General features: G+C 55.4%; 18 protein-coding genes. 17 read left to right on the forward strand and 1 reads right to left on the reverse strand.

Annotated features, from left to right (window positions below; genetic code table 11):
- Window positions 1-73: 73 nt before the first annotated feature.
- The 10 genes from GS3922_RS05060 to ypjB all read left to right on the forward strand — a co-directional run bounded on the left by GS3922_RS05060 (window position 74) and on the right by ypjB (window position 9,250).
- A complete protein-coding gene (locus GS3922_RS05060; protein ID WP_063165474.1) occupies window positions 74-1,177 on the forward strand; it encodes a prephenate dehydrogenase in 1,104 nt (367 codons plus the stop codon).
- A 27-nt stretch (window positions 1,178-1,204) separates the two neighbouring features.
- Entirely contained in the window at window positions 1,205-2,488 is a 1,284-nt protein-coding gene (aroA, locus tag GS3922_RS05065; RefSeq protein WP_063165475.1) for a 3-phosphoshikimate 1-carboxyvinyltransferase, read from the forward strand.
- 284 nt (window positions 2,489-2,772) lie between these two features.
- Window positions 2,773-4,029 (forward strand): tetratricopeptide repeat protein, encoded by a 1,257-nt coding sequence (locus GS3922_RS05070; protein ID WP_063165476.1) that lies wholly within the window; start codon window positions 2,773-2,775, stop codon window positions 4,027-4,029.
- A 56-nt stretch (window positions 4,030-4,085) separates the two neighbouring features.
- Window positions 4,086-4,619 carry a ReoY family proteolytic degradation factor gene (locus GS3922_RS05075; protein ID WP_063167316.1) on the forward strand — a complete coding sequence of 178 codons (534 nt, stop codon included), beginning with the start codon at window positions 4,086-4,088 and terminating at the stop codon, window positions 4,617-4,619.
- Between the two features lie 86 nt (window positions 4,620-4,705).
- Window positions 4,706-5,161 (forward strand): YpiF family protein, encoded by a 456-nt coding sequence (locus GS3922_RS05080; protein WP_063165477.1) that lies wholly within the window; start codon window positions 4,706-4,708, stop codon window positions 5,159-5,161.
- A gap of 145 nt (window positions 5,162-5,306) precedes the next feature.
- A complete protein-coding gene (qcrA, locus tag GS3922_RS05085; RefSeq protein ID WP_063165478.1) occupies window positions 5,307-5,816 on the forward strand; it encodes a menaquinol-cytochrome c reductase iron-sulfur subunit in 510 nt (169 codons plus the stop codon).
- A gap of 3 nt (window positions 5,817-5,819) precedes the next feature.
- Window positions 5,820-6,494 carry a menaquinol-cytochrome c reductase cytochrome b subunit gene (gene qcrB, locus GS3922_RS05090; RefSeq protein WP_020960305.1) on the forward strand — a complete coding sequence of 225 codons (675 nt, stop codon included), beginning with the start codon at window positions 5,820-5,822 and terminating at the stop codon, window positions 6,492-6,494.
- 50 nt (window positions 6,495-6,544) lie between these two features.
- The gene (locus tag GS3922_RS05095; RefSeq protein ID WP_063165479.1) at window positions 6,545-7,309 is read left to right on the forward strand and encodes a menaquinol-cytochrome c reductase cytochrome b/c subunit; all 765 of its coding nucleotides are present in this window, start codon (window positions 6,545-6,547) and stop codon (window positions 7,307-7,309) included.
- Between the two features lie 78 nt (window positions 7,310-7,387).
- A complete protein-coding gene (gene lhaT / locus GS3922_RS05100) occupies window positions 7,388-8,008 on the forward strand; it encodes a lipoprotein heptaprenylglyceryl N-acetyltransferase LhaT (RefSeq protein ID WP_063167317.1) in 621 nt (206 codons plus the stop codon).
- A 453-nt stretch (window positions 8,009-8,461) separates the two neighbouring features.
- Window positions 8,462-9,250, forward strand: coding sequence for a sporulation protein YpjB (ypjB, locus tag GS3922_RS05105; protein ID WP_063165480.1), 789 nt, complete (start codon window positions 8,462-8,464; stop codon window positions 9,248-9,250).
- 110 nt (window positions 9,251-9,360) lie between these two features.
- Here ypjB and GS3922_RS05110 read toward each other — a convergent pair whose 3' ends face one another.
- Complete coding sequence (locus tag GS3922_RS05110) at window positions 9,361-10,233, reverse strand: YitT family protein (protein ID WP_063165481.1); 873 nt, start codon at window positions 10,231-10,233, stop codon at window positions 9,361-9,363.
- A 159-nt stretch (window positions 10,234-10,392) separates the two neighbouring features.
- Between GS3922_RS05110 and GS3922_RS05115 the strand changes: the two genes are divergently transcribed.
- The 7 genes from GS3922_RS05115 to GS3922_RS05145 are packed head-to-tail and all read left to right on the forward strand — an operon-like array spanning window position 10,393 to window position 15,995.
- Window positions 10,393-10,728: a nucleotide pyrophosphohydrolase gene (locus GS3922_RS05115; protein ID WP_063165482.1), complete on the forward strand. Its 336-nt coding sequence runs from the start codon at window positions 10,393-10,395 to the stop codon at window positions 10,726-10,728.
- Window positions 10,725-11,522 carry a 4-hydroxy-tetrahydrodipicolinate reductase gene (gene dapB / locus GS3922_RS05120; RefSeq protein ID WP_063165483.1) on the forward strand — a complete coding sequence of 266 codons (798 nt, stop codon included), beginning with the start codon at window positions 10,725-10,727 and terminating at the stop codon, window positions 11,520-11,522. The genes GS3922_RS05115 and dapB overlap by 4 nt, the downstream gene beginning before the upstream one ends.
- A gap of 31 nt (window positions 11,523-11,553) precedes the next feature.
- Entirely contained in the window at window positions 11,554-11,988 is a 435-nt protein-coding gene (mgsA, locus tag GS3922_RS05125; protein ID WP_063165484.1) for a methylglyoxal synthase, read from the forward strand.
- Window positions 11,989-11,993: 5 nt separating this feature from the next.
- Window positions 11,994-12,704, forward strand: coding sequence for a bacillithiol biosynthesis deacetylase BshB1 (gene bshB1 / locus GS3922_RS05130; RefSeq protein ID WP_063167318.1), 711 nt, complete (start codon window positions 11,994-11,996; stop codon window positions 12,702-12,704).
- Window positions 12,701-13,837 (forward strand): N-acetyl-alpha-D-glucosaminyl L-malate synthase BshA, encoded by a 1,137-nt coding sequence (gene bshA, locus GS3922_RS05135; RefSeq protein ID WP_063165485.1) that lies wholly within the window; start codon window positions 12,701-12,703, stop codon window positions 13,835-13,837. The genes bshB1 and bshA overlap by 4 nt, the downstream gene beginning before the upstream one ends.
- Entirely contained in the window at window positions 13,834-15,048 is a 1,215-nt protein-coding gene (locus tag GS3922_RS05140; protein ID WP_063165486.1) for a CCA tRNA nucleotidyltransferase, read from the forward strand. The genes bshA and GS3922_RS05140 overlap by 4 nt, the downstream gene beginning before the upstream one ends.
- The gene (locus GS3922_RS05145) at window positions 15,006-15,995 is read left to right on the forward strand and encodes a biotin--[acetyl-CoA-carboxylase] ligase (RefSeq protein WP_063165487.1); all 990 of its coding nucleotides are present in this window, start codon (window positions 15,006-15,008) and stop codon (window positions 15,993-15,995) included. Before GS3922_RS05140 ends, GS3922_RS05145 begins: the two co-directional genes overlap by 43 nt.
- Window positions 15,996-16,174 lie beyond the last annotated feature (179 nt).

Here is a 16,174-nt window from a genome sequence, read left to right on the forward strand (position 1 = left end):
ACCGGACAGGAAGGCCAGCCCGTTGCTTGCAGCAAGCAGCGGGCGCATTTTTACATAAAGAAGGTGGGTTGGGTTGGAAGGAAACGTGTTTATTGTCGGTCTCGGCTTGATCGGCGGATCGATTGCTTTAGCTGTTAAAAAGGCGCATCCTGAGGCAGTGATCATCGGCTATGACGTCAACGATCATCAGCTCGGTTTGGCGCGCTCGCTGAAAGTGATCGACGAAGCCGTCCATTCTGTAGAAGACGGGTTTAGGCAAGCGGATTTGATTGTTCTCGCCACTCCGGTCATGCAGACGGAAGCGCTGCTTTCGTCCATGCCGCTTGAGCGGCTGAAGCGCGGCGTCATCGTCACGGACGTCGGCAGCACGAAGCAGCGCATCGTTCAAGGCGCGCGCCGCCTGTTGGATCACGGCGTGGCGTTTATCGGCGGCCATCCGATGGCCGGGTCGCACAAAAGCGGTGTGGCTGCGGCGCGGGCGCATTTGTTTGAAAATGCCTTTTACGTTTTGACGCCAACAGACGGCGTGCCGCCACAGCAGGTCGAGAAGTTGAAACAATGGCTGTCCGGAACAAGAGCGCAGTTTGTCGTCTTAACGCCGGAAGAACATGACCGCATCACTGGGGTGATCAGCCATTTTCCGCACTTGATTGCGGCAAGCCTCGTCCATCAGGCGCGCGAGTATGAAAACGAAAACGCCCTCGTCAGCCGGCTGGCGGCCGGCGGTTTCCGCGATATTACCCGCATTGCGTCGAGCAATCCGGAAATGTGGCGCGACATTTTTATCCATAATAAGCGCGAGCTGCTCGCCCTTTTTGAGCGTTGGATCGCCGAAATGGAACGGCTCCGCTCGTTTGTCGAGGAAGAAAACAGCATCGCGATTTACCATTATTTTCTTGAAGCGAAACAGTTTCGCGACGGGCTGCCGGTGCGGACAAAGGGGGCGATTCCGTCGTTTTACGATTTGTATGTCGACGTGCCCGACTATCCGGGCGTCATTTCCGAGGTCACCGGCTATTTGGCCCAGGAAAAGATCAGCATTACAAACATCCGCATTATCGAGACGCGCGAGGAAATTTACGGGGTGCTCCGCCTCAGCTTCCAAAGCGAAGATGACCGGGCGCGGGCGAAAGCGTGCCTCGCCAAACATACGAACTATGCGACATATGAAGGGTAGCAACGAAAAACAGTGGAGGGATGTTGCATGCAGCTGCCAACGAACGTATCATCGCTTCGGGGAACGATTGAAGTGCCCGGCGACAAATCGATTTCCCATCGCGCTGTCATGCTCGGGGCGCTCGCTTCCGGACGGACGGTGATCGATCATTTTTTGCCTGGCGCAGATTGTTTAAGCACGATCGACTGCTTCCGCAAGCTCGGTGTCGACATTCGCCAAGACGGGATGAATGTCATTGTCGAAGGGGCGGGGCCCAGCGGACTTCGCGAGCCGGCCGCCGTGCTTGATGTCGGCAATTCCGGCACGACGGCGCGCCTTTTGCTCGGCATTTTGGCCGGTCAGCCGTTTCACGCTTGCCTTGTTGGCGACGAGTCGATTGCCAAACGGCCGATGGCGCGGGTGACGAAGCCGCTTCGCGAGATGGGAGCGCATATTGACGGGCGTGAGGGCGGCAATTATACGCCGCTTGCGGTCCGCGGCGGCGCGCTCCGCCCGCTCCGCTACAACTCGCCGGTGGCGAGCGCCCAAGTGAAGTCGGCCATTTTGCTCGCCGGTTTGTTTGCCGATGGCGCAACGTCCGTCACTGAGCCGCACCGTTCGCGCGACCATACAGAACGAATGATCCGGCTGTTTGGCGGTGAGGTGAACGTCGACGGCCCAACCGTCTCAATTGCCGGCCCGCAGTCCTTGCGCGGGACGCACATTTACGTTCCCGGCGATATTTCATCGGCCGCCTTTTTCCTCGTCGCCGGCGCCATTGTGCCGAACAGCGAAATTACGCTGAAAAACGTTGGCTTAAATCCGACGAGAACCGGGATTATCGATGTGCTCGAACAAATGGGAGCCGACATTGCGGTTGACCATGTCCGCAATGAGGAAACGGAGCCGATCGGCGATATCACGATTCGCACATCGGCGCTTCAAGCGGTCGAAATTGGCGGCGATCTCATTCCAAGGTTGATCGATGAAATTCCGATCATCGCCTTGCTGGCGACGCAGGCCGAAGGGACGACCGTCATTAAAGATGCCAGTGAGTTGAAAGTAAAAGAAACGAACCGAATCGATACGGTCGTCACGGAGCTGAAAAAATTTGGCGCCGATATTGAAGCGACCGATGACGGCATGGTCATTCGCGGCAAAACGGCGCTTTATGCCGACGCGATTGTCGTCGACAGCCATGGGGATCACCGGATCGGCATGATGCTCGCTATCGCCGCCTGCTGCGCGAAAGGAACGGTCCGCCTTGAGCGTCCGGAAGCGGTCGCGGTCTCCTATCCGGGCTTTTTTGCCGATCTTCGTTCTTTGCTGTAGCTGAAAAACGCCCCCGCCCCAAGCGGGCGGGTGGTTATATTTCGCTTTGTTCATTCATATGTTGTCAATAAGAGGAAAGGCTTTTCCATTCCTTTTGAAAGCGGATACATCTGTTGTGGGACGGCACGCTGTCGGGCGGCGAGCGGTTCGGTTGCTGAAACGGCCATTGTCGATTATGATTAATCATGTTCCCGCTGCAGCAGTACATAACTATTCAGACAGTGAGGGCGGATGTCCCCGCCCTAACTAGGAACGATCTGTCGCGATAAGAGAGGTTCACGGACATGACACGTGTTGAACAAATCATTCGTCTAGTAGAAAACGGAAATGTTGACAAAGCGTTGGCGCTCGTGCCGAAAGTAAAAAAATATGGAAGCGACGAAGAGAAATATGCGCTTGCGGACTGTTTGTACGCATGGGGGATGCCGGAGGAGGCAAAAGGGATGCTTGAGGAGCTTGCCGCCCGCTATCCGGACGATGGCGACATCCGCCTGTTTTTAGCCGAAGTGTATACGGAACTTGAGGCTGAAGACGAAGCGCTTGCCCTTTTAGCCGAGGTCGGGGAGGATGATCCGCAGTTTGTCCGGGCGTGCCTGCTCGCCGCCGATTTATACGAAATGCAAGGACTGACGGAAGTGAGCGAGCGAAAGCTGCGTCAGGCGTATAAAAAAGCGCCGGATGAGCCGATCGTCCAATTCGCCTTAGCGGAATTGTATTTTTCGCTCGGCGAATATGCAAAAAGCGTGCCGTTTTATGAACAAGTGCAAAAGAATGCGCGCGAGCTGGCCGGCGTCCTCGTGGTGGAGCGGCTGGCCGAGGCGCTCAGCCGCTCCGGGGAGTTTGAGGCGGCACTTCCATATTATGAGGAAGCGCTCAACGAAAAAACGGACAGCCGGACATTGTTCGCCTACGGATTCACAGCCTTGCAGGCCGGCTACACGCAAACGGCCATCGACAAGCTCAGCGCCTTAAAAGAGCTCGATCCGGATTACGCCCCCCTTTACTTATATTTGGCAAAAGCCTATGAGCAGGAAGGACAGCTCCGAAAAAGCTACGAAACGGTGCTCGAAGGGATGAAAATCGATGAGTGGAATAAAGAGCTCCGCCTTTATGCCGGCAAATTGGCATTAAAGCTGAACAAACCGGCCGAAGCGGAAGAGCAGCTGAAAAAGGCGCTCGAGATCGATGGCGGCTACATTGAGGCACTTACCGTTTTATCAGCGCTTTGGCTTCACGAGCAGCGCTATGACGACGTGGTGGCGCTTTTGGAACAGGCGATGGCTGACGGTGAATACGATCCGCAGTTTGAATGGGATTTAGGGCGCGCCAAACATCGGCTTGAGATGTATGGTGATGCATTAAATCATTACGCTGAGGCATATAATTTCTTTAAGAATAACGTCGATTTTCTCGAAGAGTACGGATATTTTCTCATCGAGGAAGGAAATCGGGCGGCAGCAAGAGAAATATTTCAACAAATCGTCGGTCTGGACCCGAGCCATACGGAGGCGGCCGAGATGCTGCTTGAGCTCGAGGAGTAGGGGAGACGCGGTGACCGAACCTCTTTCTTGGAAACCGATCGAGGGGGAAGCGCATGATGACGCACGTATCCGTCAATGAAAAAAAAGAGTTCATCCGTTGGTTTTTAAGCCATTATCAGTTGAAGCGACGCGAATGTGTGTGGATTTTAAATTATTTGATGAGCCATGATCAGCTGATGCAGAAGGTGCATTTTGTCGAGAACGCCCAATATTGCCCGCGCGGCATCGTCATGTCGACCCACTGCGTGGATGATGTGCCGTTCCGTTTTTACAAAGGGAATGTGATGACGACCGATGCGGAGAAATCGTTCCATGACATCCGCTTGAACCGCGACGAAGATATTTACATTCAACTCAATTTCCGCGCTTCTTTTCACTCGCCGCAATATGTTGCTGTGCTTGAGGAAAACCCGTACGCACCGAAGCAGGCGCAAGTAAGCGAAAACGACCAGCGCCTTGCCGAGCAATTTTTGGAACGGTCCATTTACGAGTTCCGGCGCGGGCGGCTGATGAAGCTGATCGACGAGGCGCTCGACCGCCACGATGAAGAGGCGTTTCGCCGGCTGACCGATGAATTAAACAAATTGTAACACCTTGCCCGCAGGCAAGGTTTTTCTTTTGCCGAAAAATATGGTATCGTGATAAGGAACGAACTTTATGGCAAAGGGGAGTAACGATGAAATGGACAAGCGGGGACGTCGCCACCTATGAAAAAGAGCGCGACTACATTGATACGGCACTCATTCCGCTTTTGCCGGTGGCCATCGGCCAAGGCGCGAGGCGGCTCGCTTCTGGAGGAGAGCTCGTCGGGCTCGTCGCCGCTGAGGTCGAGCGCCAGCTGAGGGGGCGCGTGTTTTTGTTGCCGCCATTTGTTTATTTTGCGGATGAAGGGCGGAGCCAGTTGCTAGAAAGGCTGACGAATTGGACAAACCGCCTCAGGCAGGAAGGGATGGACCATGTGTTTTATGTGACGTGCGATCGCGCGTGGCAAGAGGAGACGGAGGCCAGCCGCATTTGGCTCGTTCCGGCCGTTCCGCTCGAGAGCATGGGCGAGCCGTACAAGCATGAGCTCGTTCGCGAGCAGGCTGCTGAGCTTCTCCGCTTTTTTGTCAGCCGCTGGACGAAAGGATAGGCAAAGCAAAGTCTCGCGTTTTGCCGTTTTGTGATATTGACCTTGTCCAGCAATTGAGCTATCATTAGAATGTCCTAGTTTTCCATATGTGTTATACATACAACTGTCCGGTGTGGACTTGACTTTGCATAGAGGGGGGAAGACGATGAGCGACAACAAACATCGCGTAACGAGACGTCAATTTTTAAACTACACGCTGACCGGGGTCGGCGGCTTTATGGCAGCAGGAATGCTTATGCCGATGCTCCGCTTCGCCTTTGACCCGATCTTGAGAGAGACGGCGGGCACAGAGATGGTCGCGGTGGCGGACGTCAAAGAAATCACGACCGAACCGAAGCGCTTCGACTTTAAAGTGAAGGTGAAAGACGCTTGGTACGAGTCGGAAGAACCGAGATCAGCTTGGGTGTACAAGGATGAAAAAGGGGACATTATCGCCCTGTCACCGGTTTGTAAACACCTTGGCTGTACGGTCGACTGGAATACGGACAAAAACAATCCGAATCATTTCTTCTGTCCGTGCCACTACGGGCTTTATACGAAAGACGGCACGAACGTTCCGGGGACGCCGCCGCCAGCTCCGCTTGACCGCTACGAATTGGAAGTGAAAGACGGAAAGCTGTACTTAGGCAAGGCGAAACCACGAGGGGAGGCGTAATGCGTGTTAAACAAGCTGTATGACTGGGTCGATGAACGCTTAGATATTACGCCTTTATGGCGGGATATCGCCGATCACGAAGTTCCGGAGCACGTCAACCCGGCCCACCATTTTTCCGCCTTTGTCTATTGTTTCGGCGGGCTGACGTTTTTTGTCACGGTCATTCAAATCTTGTCGGGCATGTTTTTAACGATGTACTACGTCCCGGACATTAAAAACGCGTGGGAATCGGTTTATTACTTGCAAAACGAAGTGGCGTTCGGCCAAATCGTGCGCGGCATGCACCACTGGGGGGCAAGCTTAGTCATCGTCATGATGTTTTTACATACGCTGCGCGTCTTTTTCCAAGGGGCGTATAAAAAGCCGCGCGAGATGAACTGGATCGTCGGCGTATTGATCTTCATGGTCATGATGGGGCTTGGCTTTACCGGCTATTTATTGCCTTGGGATATGAAAGCGCTGTTTGCGACAAAAGTCGGTCTGCAAATCGCTGAAGCGACGCCGCTTATCGGACCGGCGATCAAAACGCTGTTGGCCGGGGATCCGGAAATTGTCGGCGCTCAAACGCTGGCGCGTTTCTTTGCGATTCACGTCTTCTTCTTGCCGGCGGCTTTGCTCGGCTTAATGGCAGCGCACTTTTTAATGATTCGCAGACAAGGCATTTCCGGTCCGCTATGATCGGTCGGCTGGACGTTCTGAGGCGATAGAAAAAAGGAGGGAATCACGCAATGCATCGCGGAAAAGGAATGAAATTTGTCGGCGATTCCCGTATTCCCGCGGTAAGAAAACCGAATATTCCGAAGGACTATTCAGAGTACCCCGGGAAAACGGAAGTGTTTTGGCCGAACTTCCTCTTGAAGGAATGGCTTGTCGGTTCGGTCTTTCTCGTCGGTTTTTTAAGCTTGACGGTCGCCCACCCGTCGCCGCTTGAGCGGATCGCCGACCCGACGGACACGACGTATATACCGCTGCCTGACTGGTATTTCTTGTTCTTATACCAATTGCTCAAATATTCGTATGCATCCGGTCCGTATACGGTCATCGGTGCGATCGTCATGCCGGGGCTGGCGTTTGCTGCTTTGCTGCTGGCGCCGTTTTTGGATCGCGGTCCGGAGCGCCGTCCGTGGAAGCGCCCGGTGGCAACCGGCATGATGTTGTTGGCGCTCGCTTCTATTGTTTATTTGACATGGGAAGCGGTCGTCACACACGACTGGAAAAAAGCAGCTGAGCAAGGGAAAATTCGTGCGGAAGTGGAAATTGATACGAACGCGGAAGGCTATAAAATCGCCCAAGCGAACACATGTATATCGTGTCACGGACAAAACTTGTCCGGCGGCGCCGGCCCGTCGCTCATCGGCACCGGCTTGACGCCGGAAGAGATCGCGAAGATCGCCAAAGAAGGGAAAGGCAGCATGCCAGGTGGCATTTTTAAAGGCACGGATGAAGAGCTGAAAAAAATGGCGGAATTCATCGCCGGCTTAAAAGCGGAATAATTCGTTCGGCACGGAAAAGCTGACTCGCGTTAGTCAGCTTTTTTCGTGCCAACATGAAACCGAGGCGAGGTGCAGATGATGGCATGGCTTTATGCGCTGTTGGCTTCCCGGCCGGTTGTTTGGCTGCTCTTGTTCGTCAACGCGGCCGGCACCATCTATGGATATTATTGGTATCGTTATCAACTTGCCGATACGCCGCCCGTCTTTTTGCCGTTTGTTCCCGACAGCCCGACGGCGAGCCTTTTTTTTCTTGTCGTCCTTGTGGCATGGCTTTTCGGCAGGTCGGCGCCGCTTTTTGAAGCGTTGGCTTTGGTGACGCTTGTTAAGTATGGAATTTGGGCGGTCGTTATGAATGTGCTCGTTTGGCGCGTCACCGGCACGCTCGATTGGGCCGGGTGGATGCTGATCGTTTCGCACGGGGCGATGGCGATCGAAGGAATGCTGTACGCCCGGTTTTATCGATTCCGCTTCCTTCACCTTATGCTGGCGGCCGTGTGGACGCTGCATAACGATGTCATCGACTACGTTTTTGGCATGATGCCGCGCTATAGTGTGCTGGCTGACTACGTCAACGAAATCGGCTATTTTACGTTTTGGTTGAGCATCGCATCGATTGCCGCTGCGTATCAGCTTGGCGTCCGCCTCCGGCGCCAGCCGCTTCTGCCGGGCGGCATGTCTTTCCGGCAGGCATCAGAGTAGAGCGTTGAACACAAGGAGGAACGTTGGGCGGCAGCTTTCTATTATAGATGCAACGAAGAAGTTTAACATATCCTTGACGGAAAAGCGGTTTGTCCATTTTCGACTGTCGAAGGCAAGCCACAGGCTTGCCTCCGTCACGCCAAGGCGTGACGGAAGACCGAACAACCGCCTGCCCTAAAGACCCATATATGGGTCTTTAAGCGGCGTTGTTCGGTCCCCCGACAGTCGATCAGATACTCGGTAAAAGCTGCAAATGGTAAAGCTTCGAATTGCATCTATCCTGAAAATACCCGAACTTCAAAATGTGCAAGGTTTCAGAGTTCGACATAGCGGCATTTTCATCCCTTCGATGGTGACGAAATCTTTTTGTCATGGGAGTCTATATAGCAGTTGCTTGGTCTACTCTTGTCCACTCCTTCATACATTGTAATAGTGAGTGAGGGAGGGACGATGATGAAACGAATCGGGCTGGCCATGTTGTTATCGCTCGCCTTTTTATGGCCAGCGCTCGTTGGCGCGGCCGGACAAACGGATGATTGGAAACAGCTTGACGACATTTCCGACGAAGCGCTGCAATTGGCGAAAAATGAGCGGTTTGCCGAGGCAAAAGAAGTGCTTCTTTATTTTTCCGAGCGGTTTTTTGCCCTTGGGGCGAGAGAACGGTTGAAATCGGCTGACGAGCTGAGAGCGGTGACGGTGACGCACGAGCAGGCCGTAAAGGCCATGACGGCATCGATTCCCGTGGAAGACAAAATCGCTGCTCTCGCGCAATTCCGTCTTGTCGTTGACGCCGTCCAATCGACGCACCAACCGCTTTGGACGGAGATGGAGCCGGCTGTCATGGAAGCGCTCGCCGCGATGGAAAAGGCGGCGGAACGCGGGGAGAGAGAGGCGTATGACGCTGCCCTTCGCCAGTTTATTGAGCGCTATACGTTAATTGAGCCGAGCTTGAAGATCGATGTGCCGCCAAAAGCGGCCAAAAAGGCCGACAGCCATCTTGAAGCGCTGCAGGCCGCCTCGTTTTGGCAGCTGGCCAAAAGCGAGCGACGCGAGCAGCTCGCCGCCGCTCGCCGCGATGTCGAAGCGCTGTTTGATGGAGTGAAAAAAGATGAAGCCGATCCGTCGCTCATTTGGGTGATGATTTCGACCGGCGGAGTGATCGTGTTGACGCTGACATACGTCGGCTGGCGGAAATACAAAGGGGAAAAAGAAGAAAAACGGGCGCGGCAGCCGGAAGAATAGGCGCCGCCTCGCCTTTGGAGGGGGGACGGGTTTCCCCCTCCTTTTTATTGTCCGGCTGAATGGCATTAGGTAAACCGGACATGCGCCGCCCGTGCGGGCATCGTTGGCAGCTATGGCTCAAGCGGCCGCTTTTGTTCATCAAGCGTAAACCCTTCTCCAAGCACATCGTGCACATCGGTGACCGCGACAAAGGCGTGCGGGTCGACGGACATAATGACGTTTTTTAAGCGCGGCAGCTCGTTTTTGGCGACGACGCAATATAAGACATCGCGGTCGCGCTTCGTATACGAACCGCGTCCTTTTAACACGGTGACGCCCCGTTCCATTTCTGTTAAAATGCGGTTGGCGATTTCTTCGCTTTGTTCAGAGATGATCGTCGCCCCTTTCGCTGCATAACCGCCTTCCTGCATAAAATCAATAACCCGCGCGGCGATAAAGACGGCGACTAACGTATACATCGCCTCGCGATACGAAAGGTAAAGAAGAAGAGACAGTGTAATGACGGCGGCATCAAAGGCAAACATCGTTTTGCCCATGCTGATGCTTTTATATTTATAGACGAGACGGGCGATAATGTCGACGCCCCCGGTCGTGCCGCCGTAGCGGAAAATGATGCCGAGGCCGACGCCGATGAAAACGCCGGCGAACAGCGCCGCGAGCGTCATATCATGCCGCAGCGGCATATGAATCATATAGCGTTGAAAAATGGATAAAAACATCGAAACAGCGACCGTGCCGAGTACGGTATAAAGAAACGTCTGGCGGCCGAGCAGCTTCCAGCCGATAAAAAAGAGCGGGATGTTAAGGGCCAGGTTGGTGATGGCCGGATCAAAACCGAACAAAAAATAAAGAAGAAGTGTAATGCCGGTAAAGCCGCCTTCTGCCAAATTGTTTTGCATATTGAAATGAACGAGCCCGAAGGCAAAAATAGCGGCGCCGAGCAAAATAAACAAACTGTTTTTCACCTTTAAGCCGAAAATCATATCGTCCCTCCGTCCGCAAAAATAGTCGGCGTCCTTAATTATAGAGGAACTTGTCTGCGCAGGCAATGATGGGCGAAAACGGACGGAATTGGCGGCCGACGAAAACATTTGTCAAATGCGCCGCTTTTCGCTAACATGGAAACAGGCGAGGTGATGGCCATGCAGGAGAAAACGATGAAGCAGATGCAACGCGAAGTGGACGAATATATCGGACAGTTTAAAGAAGGCTATTTCAGCCCGCTCGCCATGCTTGCGCGGTTGACGGAAGAGCTCGGCGAACTGGCGCGCGAGGTGAACCATTATTACGGGGAAAAGCCGAAAAAGGCGACGGAAAAAGAAAACACAGTGGAAGAAGAGCTGGGCGATCTGTTGTTTGTGCTCATTTGTTTCGCCAATTCGCTCGGCATTGATTTGCAGGCGGCGCACGACCGGGTGATGGACAAGTTCCGGACCCGCGACCGCGACCGCTGGACACGGAAGGAGGGTGCTGAATGACGATCCGCATCGTCATTGCCGGACCGCGCGGCCGCATGGGCCGCGAAGCGGTGGCGCTTGTGCAAAAAACCGAGCATTTTGAACTGGCCGCGGTCATTGACCGCCGCTATGACGGGCAACGTTTGGCTGACATCGGCGGGTTTGCCGGTGCCGACGCCCCGATTTATACCGATGCCGCCCGCTGTTTTGCCGAGGTGAAGCCGGATGTGCTCATCGATTTAACGACACCGGAAGTGGGAAAACGGCATGCGGAGCTGGCGCTGCGCCATGGCGTCCGCCCCGTCGTCGGCACGACCGGGTTTACGCCGGAAGAGATCGAGCGGCTGACCGAGCTGGCCGAGGAAAAAGAGCTCGGCGCCATCATCGCGCCCAACTTTGCTGTCGGCGCGGTGTTGATGATGAAGTTTGCCCGCATGGCGGCAAAATATTTCACTGATGTGGAAATTATCGAACTGCATCATGACCAAAAGCTTGACGCTCCATCCGGAACGGCGCTGAAAACGGCGCAGCTCATCGCTGAAGTGCGCCCATCGAAAAAACAAGGCCATCCGGATGAAAAAGAAACGCTCGCGGGCGCGCGCGGCGCCGCGTACGACGGCATTCCGATCCATAGCGTCCGTCTGCCGGGGTTTGTCGCCCATCAGGAAGTCATTTTCGGCGGCGATGGACAGACGCTGACGATCCGCCACGATTCGCTTGACCGCCGCTCATTCATGTCCGGCGTGAAGCTGGCGGTGGAAACGGTCATGCATTTACATACGCTCGTCTACGGGCTTGAACATATTTTAGAATAGCGCGGACTGCGCAAACGGGGGAGAGAACAAGATGAAAATCGCGTTAATTGCCCATGACGAAAAAAAGGCGGAGATGGTCGCGTTTGCGACCGCCTACGCGCCTGTTTTGGCAAACCATGAACTGTACGCCACCGGCACGACCGGCTTGCGCATTCAGGAGGCGACCGGCCTCGCCGTCCACCGCTTCCAGTCCGGACCGTACGGGGGCGATCAGGAAATCGGAGCGATGATCGCCCGCAACGAGATGGACCTCGTCATTTTTTTCCGCGACCCGCTCACCGCCCAGCCGCATGAACCGGACATCAGCGCCCTCATGCGCCTTTGCGACGTCTATGCGGTGCCGCTCGCGACGAACATCGGGACGGCGGAGCTGCTCATTCGCGGGTTGGAGCGCGGCGATTTGGCATGGCGCAACATCGTCCGCGGCCGGGCGAAAAGCGGGGAGGAAGAGGAAACAGAAAGGTGACAGCGATGGTGGAAACATGTGATCTATTGGCGTTTGGCGCCCATCCGGATGATGTCGAAATCGGCATGGGGGGGACGATTGCCAAATATGTGCGGCGCGGGTATCGCGCTGTCATTTGCGATTTGACGAAGGCGGAGCTGTCGTCCAACGGAACGGTCGATGAACGGCAGAAAGAGGCGGCCGAAGCGGCTCGCCGGCTTGGCGTATCGGAACGGCTGAATCTCGAACTCCCCGACCGCGGCCTTTCTGTTGAAGAGGAGGCGATTCGCCGCATCGTTGCAGTCATTCGCCGCTATCGGCCGCGGGTTGTATTCGCTCCGTACTGGGAGGACCGCCATCCGGATCACGGGCAATGCGCCCGCCTTGTCGAGGAGGCGGTCTTTTCCGCCGGCATCCGCCGTTACGGTGCGGGGGAGCTTGGTGACGCCCACCGCGTCCGCTCGGTGTATTACTATATGATCAATGCCTTTTGCCGCCCGCATGTTCTTATCGATATTAGCGAAACGGTGCATGACAAGCTGGCGAGCTTGCGCGCCTATGAAAGCCAGTTTGAAAAGCGGCCCGGATCGGTTGAGACGCCGCTGACAAACAACTACATTGAGATGATCGAAAGCCGCGAGCGCTGGTTCGGCCAGCAAATCGGCGCGGCATATGCCGAAGGGTTTTTGACAAAAACACCGATTCATCTTTTCGACTTATTTGAGGGAGCGCGATGAAGCTGAAAATAGGAATTGTCTGTTATCCGACGGTCGGAGGCTCAGGAGTCGTCGCCACCGAGCTTGGCAAACTGCTTGCCGAAAAAGGGCATGAGATTCATTTTATTTCGTCAAGCATGCCGTTTCGGCTGAACAAAGTATACGGAAACATTTATTACCATGAAGTGAGCGTCAATCAATACTCTGTCTTTCAATACCCGCCGTATGATTTGGCGTTGGCAAGCAAAATCGCCGAGGTGGCGAAGCGGGAACAGCTTGATGTGCTTCATGCCCATTACGCCGTGCCGCACGCTGTCTGCGCCGCGCTGGCGCGCCAAATGGTCGGCGAACTGCCGATCGTCACGACGCTGCACGGCACCGACATCACGGTGTTGGGCTACGACCCGTCGCTTTCCGATATGATTAAGTTCGGCATCGAGCAGTCCGACATCGTCACGGCGGTGTCTAACGCCCTCGTCCGGCAGACGTACGAGCTTCTTGAGGTGCAAAAGCCGATCCACACGGTTTACAACTTTGTTGACGAACGCGTCTACCGCCGCCGGGAGGCAAGCCATTTGCGGCGGGAGTACGGCATCGGTGAAACGGACAACGTCATCATTCACGTTTCTAATTTCCGGAAAGTGAAGCGCGTGCCCGATGTGGTGCGCGCGTTTGCCATCGTGCGCCGGCACGTGCCGGCCAAGCTCTTGCTTGTCGGCGACGGCCCGGAAATGACCGTCGTCTGCCGGCTCGTCAAAGAGCTCGGACTTAGCGGCGACGTCCGGTTTTTAGGAAAACAGGACAAGCTTGAAGAGCTGTATTCGATCAGCGATGTGATGATGCTACTGTCGGAAAAAGAAAGTTTCGGGCTTGTCCTGCTCGAGGCGATGGCGTGCGGCGTCCCGTGCATCGGTACGGCGATCGGTGGCATCCCGGAAGTGATTGAAGACGGAAAAAGCGGCTTTTTATGTGCGCTTGGCGATGTCGAGGAAGCGGCTCAAAAAGCGCTCGCGCTGCTGACCGACCGCCGCCTGCATGACGAAATGGCAAAAGAGGCGGTGCAAACCGTTCATCGAAAGTTCTGCTCGTCCGATATCGTCGGGCAGTATGAACAGCTGTATGCTTCACTGGCGGCAAGGAAGGTGAGAGGATGAAACCGCCGTTCCAACAGGCGCTTGGCATCGTCCGGCAGCTGAAGCGGCATGGCCATGAGGCGTATTTTGTCGGCGGCGCGGTGCGCGACTTGCTGCTTGGGCGCCCGATCGGCGACGTCGACATTGCGACGAGCGCCTTGCCGGATGAAGTGATGGCGATTTTCCCGAAAACGATCGATGTCGGTTCAAGGCACGGCACGGTCGTCGTCGTGCACGAAGGAACGGCGTACGAAGTGACGACGTTCCGCACCGATGGCGACTATGAAGACCACCGCCGTCCTGAGTCGGTGACGTTCGTCCGCTCGCTTGAAGAAGACTTGAAGCGGCGCGATTTTACAATGAATGCGATCGCCATGGACGAGCACGGGACGGTCATTGACCCGTTCGGCGGGCAAGAGGCGATCGAAAAGCGGCTCATTTGCACCGTCGGAGAAGCGGACGCGCGGTTTCGGGAAGATGCGCTCCGCATGATGCGGGCCGTCCGTTTCGTCAGTCAACTTGGATTTTCGCTCGCTGTCGCTACGAAGCGGGCGATCATCGCCAACGCGCCGCTTCTCGCCCATATTTCGGTTGAGCGGATGACGATGGAGATGGAAAAGCTGCTTGCCGGCCCGTTTGCTGCCGAAGCGCTGCCGCTTTTGGCCGAAACAAGGCTGTCCGCCTACTTGCCGGGGCTGGCCGAAAAAGACGGGCAGCTGCGGCGGGCAGCTGCGTACCGCTGGCCGTGGCTCACATCGCGCGAAGAGCGGTGGGCGCTTTTGTGCCAGGCGCTTGGCATCACGGAAAGCCGGCCGTTTTTGCGCGCATGGAAGCTGCCGAACAAGGTGATCGATGAAGCTGGAGCCATATTGGCGGCGCTCGCTGCCGTCCCCGAACCGGCCGCGTGGACGAACGAGCAGCTGTTTTTGGCCGGCCTCAAGCGGGCGCTCTCGGTTGAAATGGTGCGCGCCGCGTTGATCGGAAAGCCGCCTGAGCCGCAGCATGAAACGCTGCGCCGCCGTTTTGCCGCCTTGCCGATCAAAACGAAAGGCGAGCTTGCGGTCAACGGAAAAGAGGTCATTGAATGGATCGGGAAACCGGCCGGCCCGTGGGTGAAAGAGACGCTGGACGCCATATGGCGGGCGGTTGTCAACGATGAAGTTGAAAACGAGAAGGAGCGGATTTACGCATGGCTCATGGAGCGCAGTCGGACACAAGAAAAAAACTGTTAGAACTGTTTGCCGAGGCAAACGGCGAGTTTCTGTCCGGACAAAAGATCAGCGAGCAGCTCGGCTGTTCGCGGGCGGCCGTATGGAAACATATCGAGGAGCTGCGCAAAGAAGGGTTTGAACTCGAAGCGGTGCGCCGCCTCGGCTACCGGATCGTGAGCACGCCCGATAAGGTGACGGCAAACGAAATCCAGCTTGGCTTGAAAACCGAAACGCTCGGCCATATGATCCATTTTTTTGAGGAAGTCGATTCGACGCAGCGCATCGCGGCGAAGCTGGCGTATGAAGGGGCGCCGGAAGGGACGCTTGTCGTCGCCGAAGAGCAGAAAGCCGGGCGCGGGCGCCTGGACCGGAAATGGTTTTCCCCGCAAGGAACCGGCATTTGGATGAGCCTGATTTTGCGGCCGCCCATCCCGCCGCAGCAGGCGCCGCAGTTGACGCTGCTCGTTGCCGTGGCGGTCAGCCAAGCCATTCAAGAAGTGACCGGGCTCGTTCCGGATATTAAATGGCCGAACGACATTTTGCTTCACGGCAAAAAATGCGCCGGCATTTTAACGGAGCTGCAGGCCGACCCCGACCGCGTCCGTTCGGTCATCATCGGCATCGGCATGAACGTGAACCAGACAAGCACGCAATTTCCGGAGGACATTCGCGCCATTGCCACATCGCTCGCCATTGAAAAAGGGGAGCGCATGAAGCGTGCGCCGCTCATTCAAGAAATTTTACTTCAGCTCGAGCGGTTATATAAGCAATATTTGGAGCACGGTTTCCGTCCGATTAAGCTTCTTTGGGAAGGGTACGCCGTTTCGATCGGCAAACCGGTGACGGCAAGGACGCTGGACGGGGTGATGCGCGGCATTGCCCGCGGCATTACCGATGATGGGCTGCTGATCCTTGAGGATGAGCAAAACCAACTCCATTATATTCATTCAGCGGATATTCAACTGTAAATTCCCACTAGAAAAATTGTGACAATTTTGTTAAAATACAAGGCGAGGAAAAGGGCAGTATCTTTGTCGAAAAGAACTGCACCGAGCCGACAATACGAAAGAATAAAGATGATCTGCCTTGATCCTTGCAGAAGGACTGGGACAGAGGGGTGAACGAAACCGACGGCGGTTCATGGCGT

The organism is Geobacillus subterraneus (assembly GCF_001618685.1).
In the GTDB taxonomy this organism is placed as follows: domain Bacteria; phylum Bacillota; class Bacilli; order Bacillales; family Anoxybacillaceae; genus Geobacillus; species Geobacillus subterraneus.

Coding starts and splice junctions, on each gene's coding strand:
- GS3922_RS05145 (WP_063165487.1), top strand. CDS start 15,006: ATGGCTCATGGAGCGCAGTCGGACACAAGAAAAAAACTGTTAGAACTG.
- GS3922_RS05140 (WP_063165486.1), top strand. CDS start 13,834: ATGAAACCGCCGTTCCAACAGGCGCTTGGCATCGTCCGGCAGCTGAAG.
- GS3922_RS05115 (WP_063165482.1), top strand. CDS start 10,393: ATGCAGGAGAAAACGATGAAGCAGATGCAACGCGAAGTGGACGAATAT.
- mgsA (WP_063165484.1), top strand. CDS start 11,554: ATGAAAATCGCGTTAATTGCCCATGACGAAAAAAAGGCGGAGATGGTC.
- bshA (WP_063165485.1), top strand. CDS start 12,701: ATGAAGCTGAAAATAGGAATTGTCTGTTATCCGACGGTCGGAGGCTCA.
- GS3922_RS05095 (WP_063165479.1), top strand. CDS start 6,545: ATGCATCGCGGAAAAGGAATGAAATTTGTCGGCGATTCCCGTATTCCC.
- GS3922_RS05070 (WP_063165476.1), top strand. CDS start 2,773: ATGACACGTGTTGAACAAATCATTCGTCTAGTAGAAAACGGAAATGTT.
- GS3922_RS05075 (WP_063167316.1), top strand. CDS start 4,086: ATGACGCACGTATCCGTCAATGAAAAAAAAGAGTTCATCCGTTGGTTT.
- bshB1 (WP_063167318.1), top strand. CDS start 11,994: ATGGTGGAAACATGTGATCTATTGGCGTTTGGCGCCCATCCGGATGAT.
- qcrA (WP_063165478.1), top strand. CDS start 5,307: ATGAGCGACAACAAACATCGCGTAACGAGACGTCAATTTTTAAACTAC.
- GS3922_RS05110 (WP_063165481.1), bottom strand. CDS start 10,233: ATGATTTTCGGCTTAAAGGTGAAAAACAGTTTGTTTATTTTGCTCGGC.
- lhaT (WP_063167317.1), top strand. CDS start 7,388: ATGGCATGGCTTTATGCGCTGTTGGCTTCCCGGCCGGTTGTTTGGCTG.
- aroA (WP_063165475.1), top strand. CDS start 1,205: ATGCAGCTGCCAACGAACGTATCATCGCTTCGGGGAACGATTGAAGTG.
- ypjB (WP_063165480.1), top strand. CDS start 8,462: ATGAAACGAATCGGGCTGGCCATGTTGTTATCGCTCGCCTTTTTATGG.
- dapB (WP_063165483.1), top strand. CDS start 10,725: ATGACGATCCGCATCGTCATTGCCGGACCGCGCGGCCGCATGGGCCGC.
- GS3922_RS05080 (WP_063165477.1), top strand. CDS start 4,706: ATGAAATGGACAAGCGGGGACGTCGCCACCTATGAAAAAGAGCGCGAC.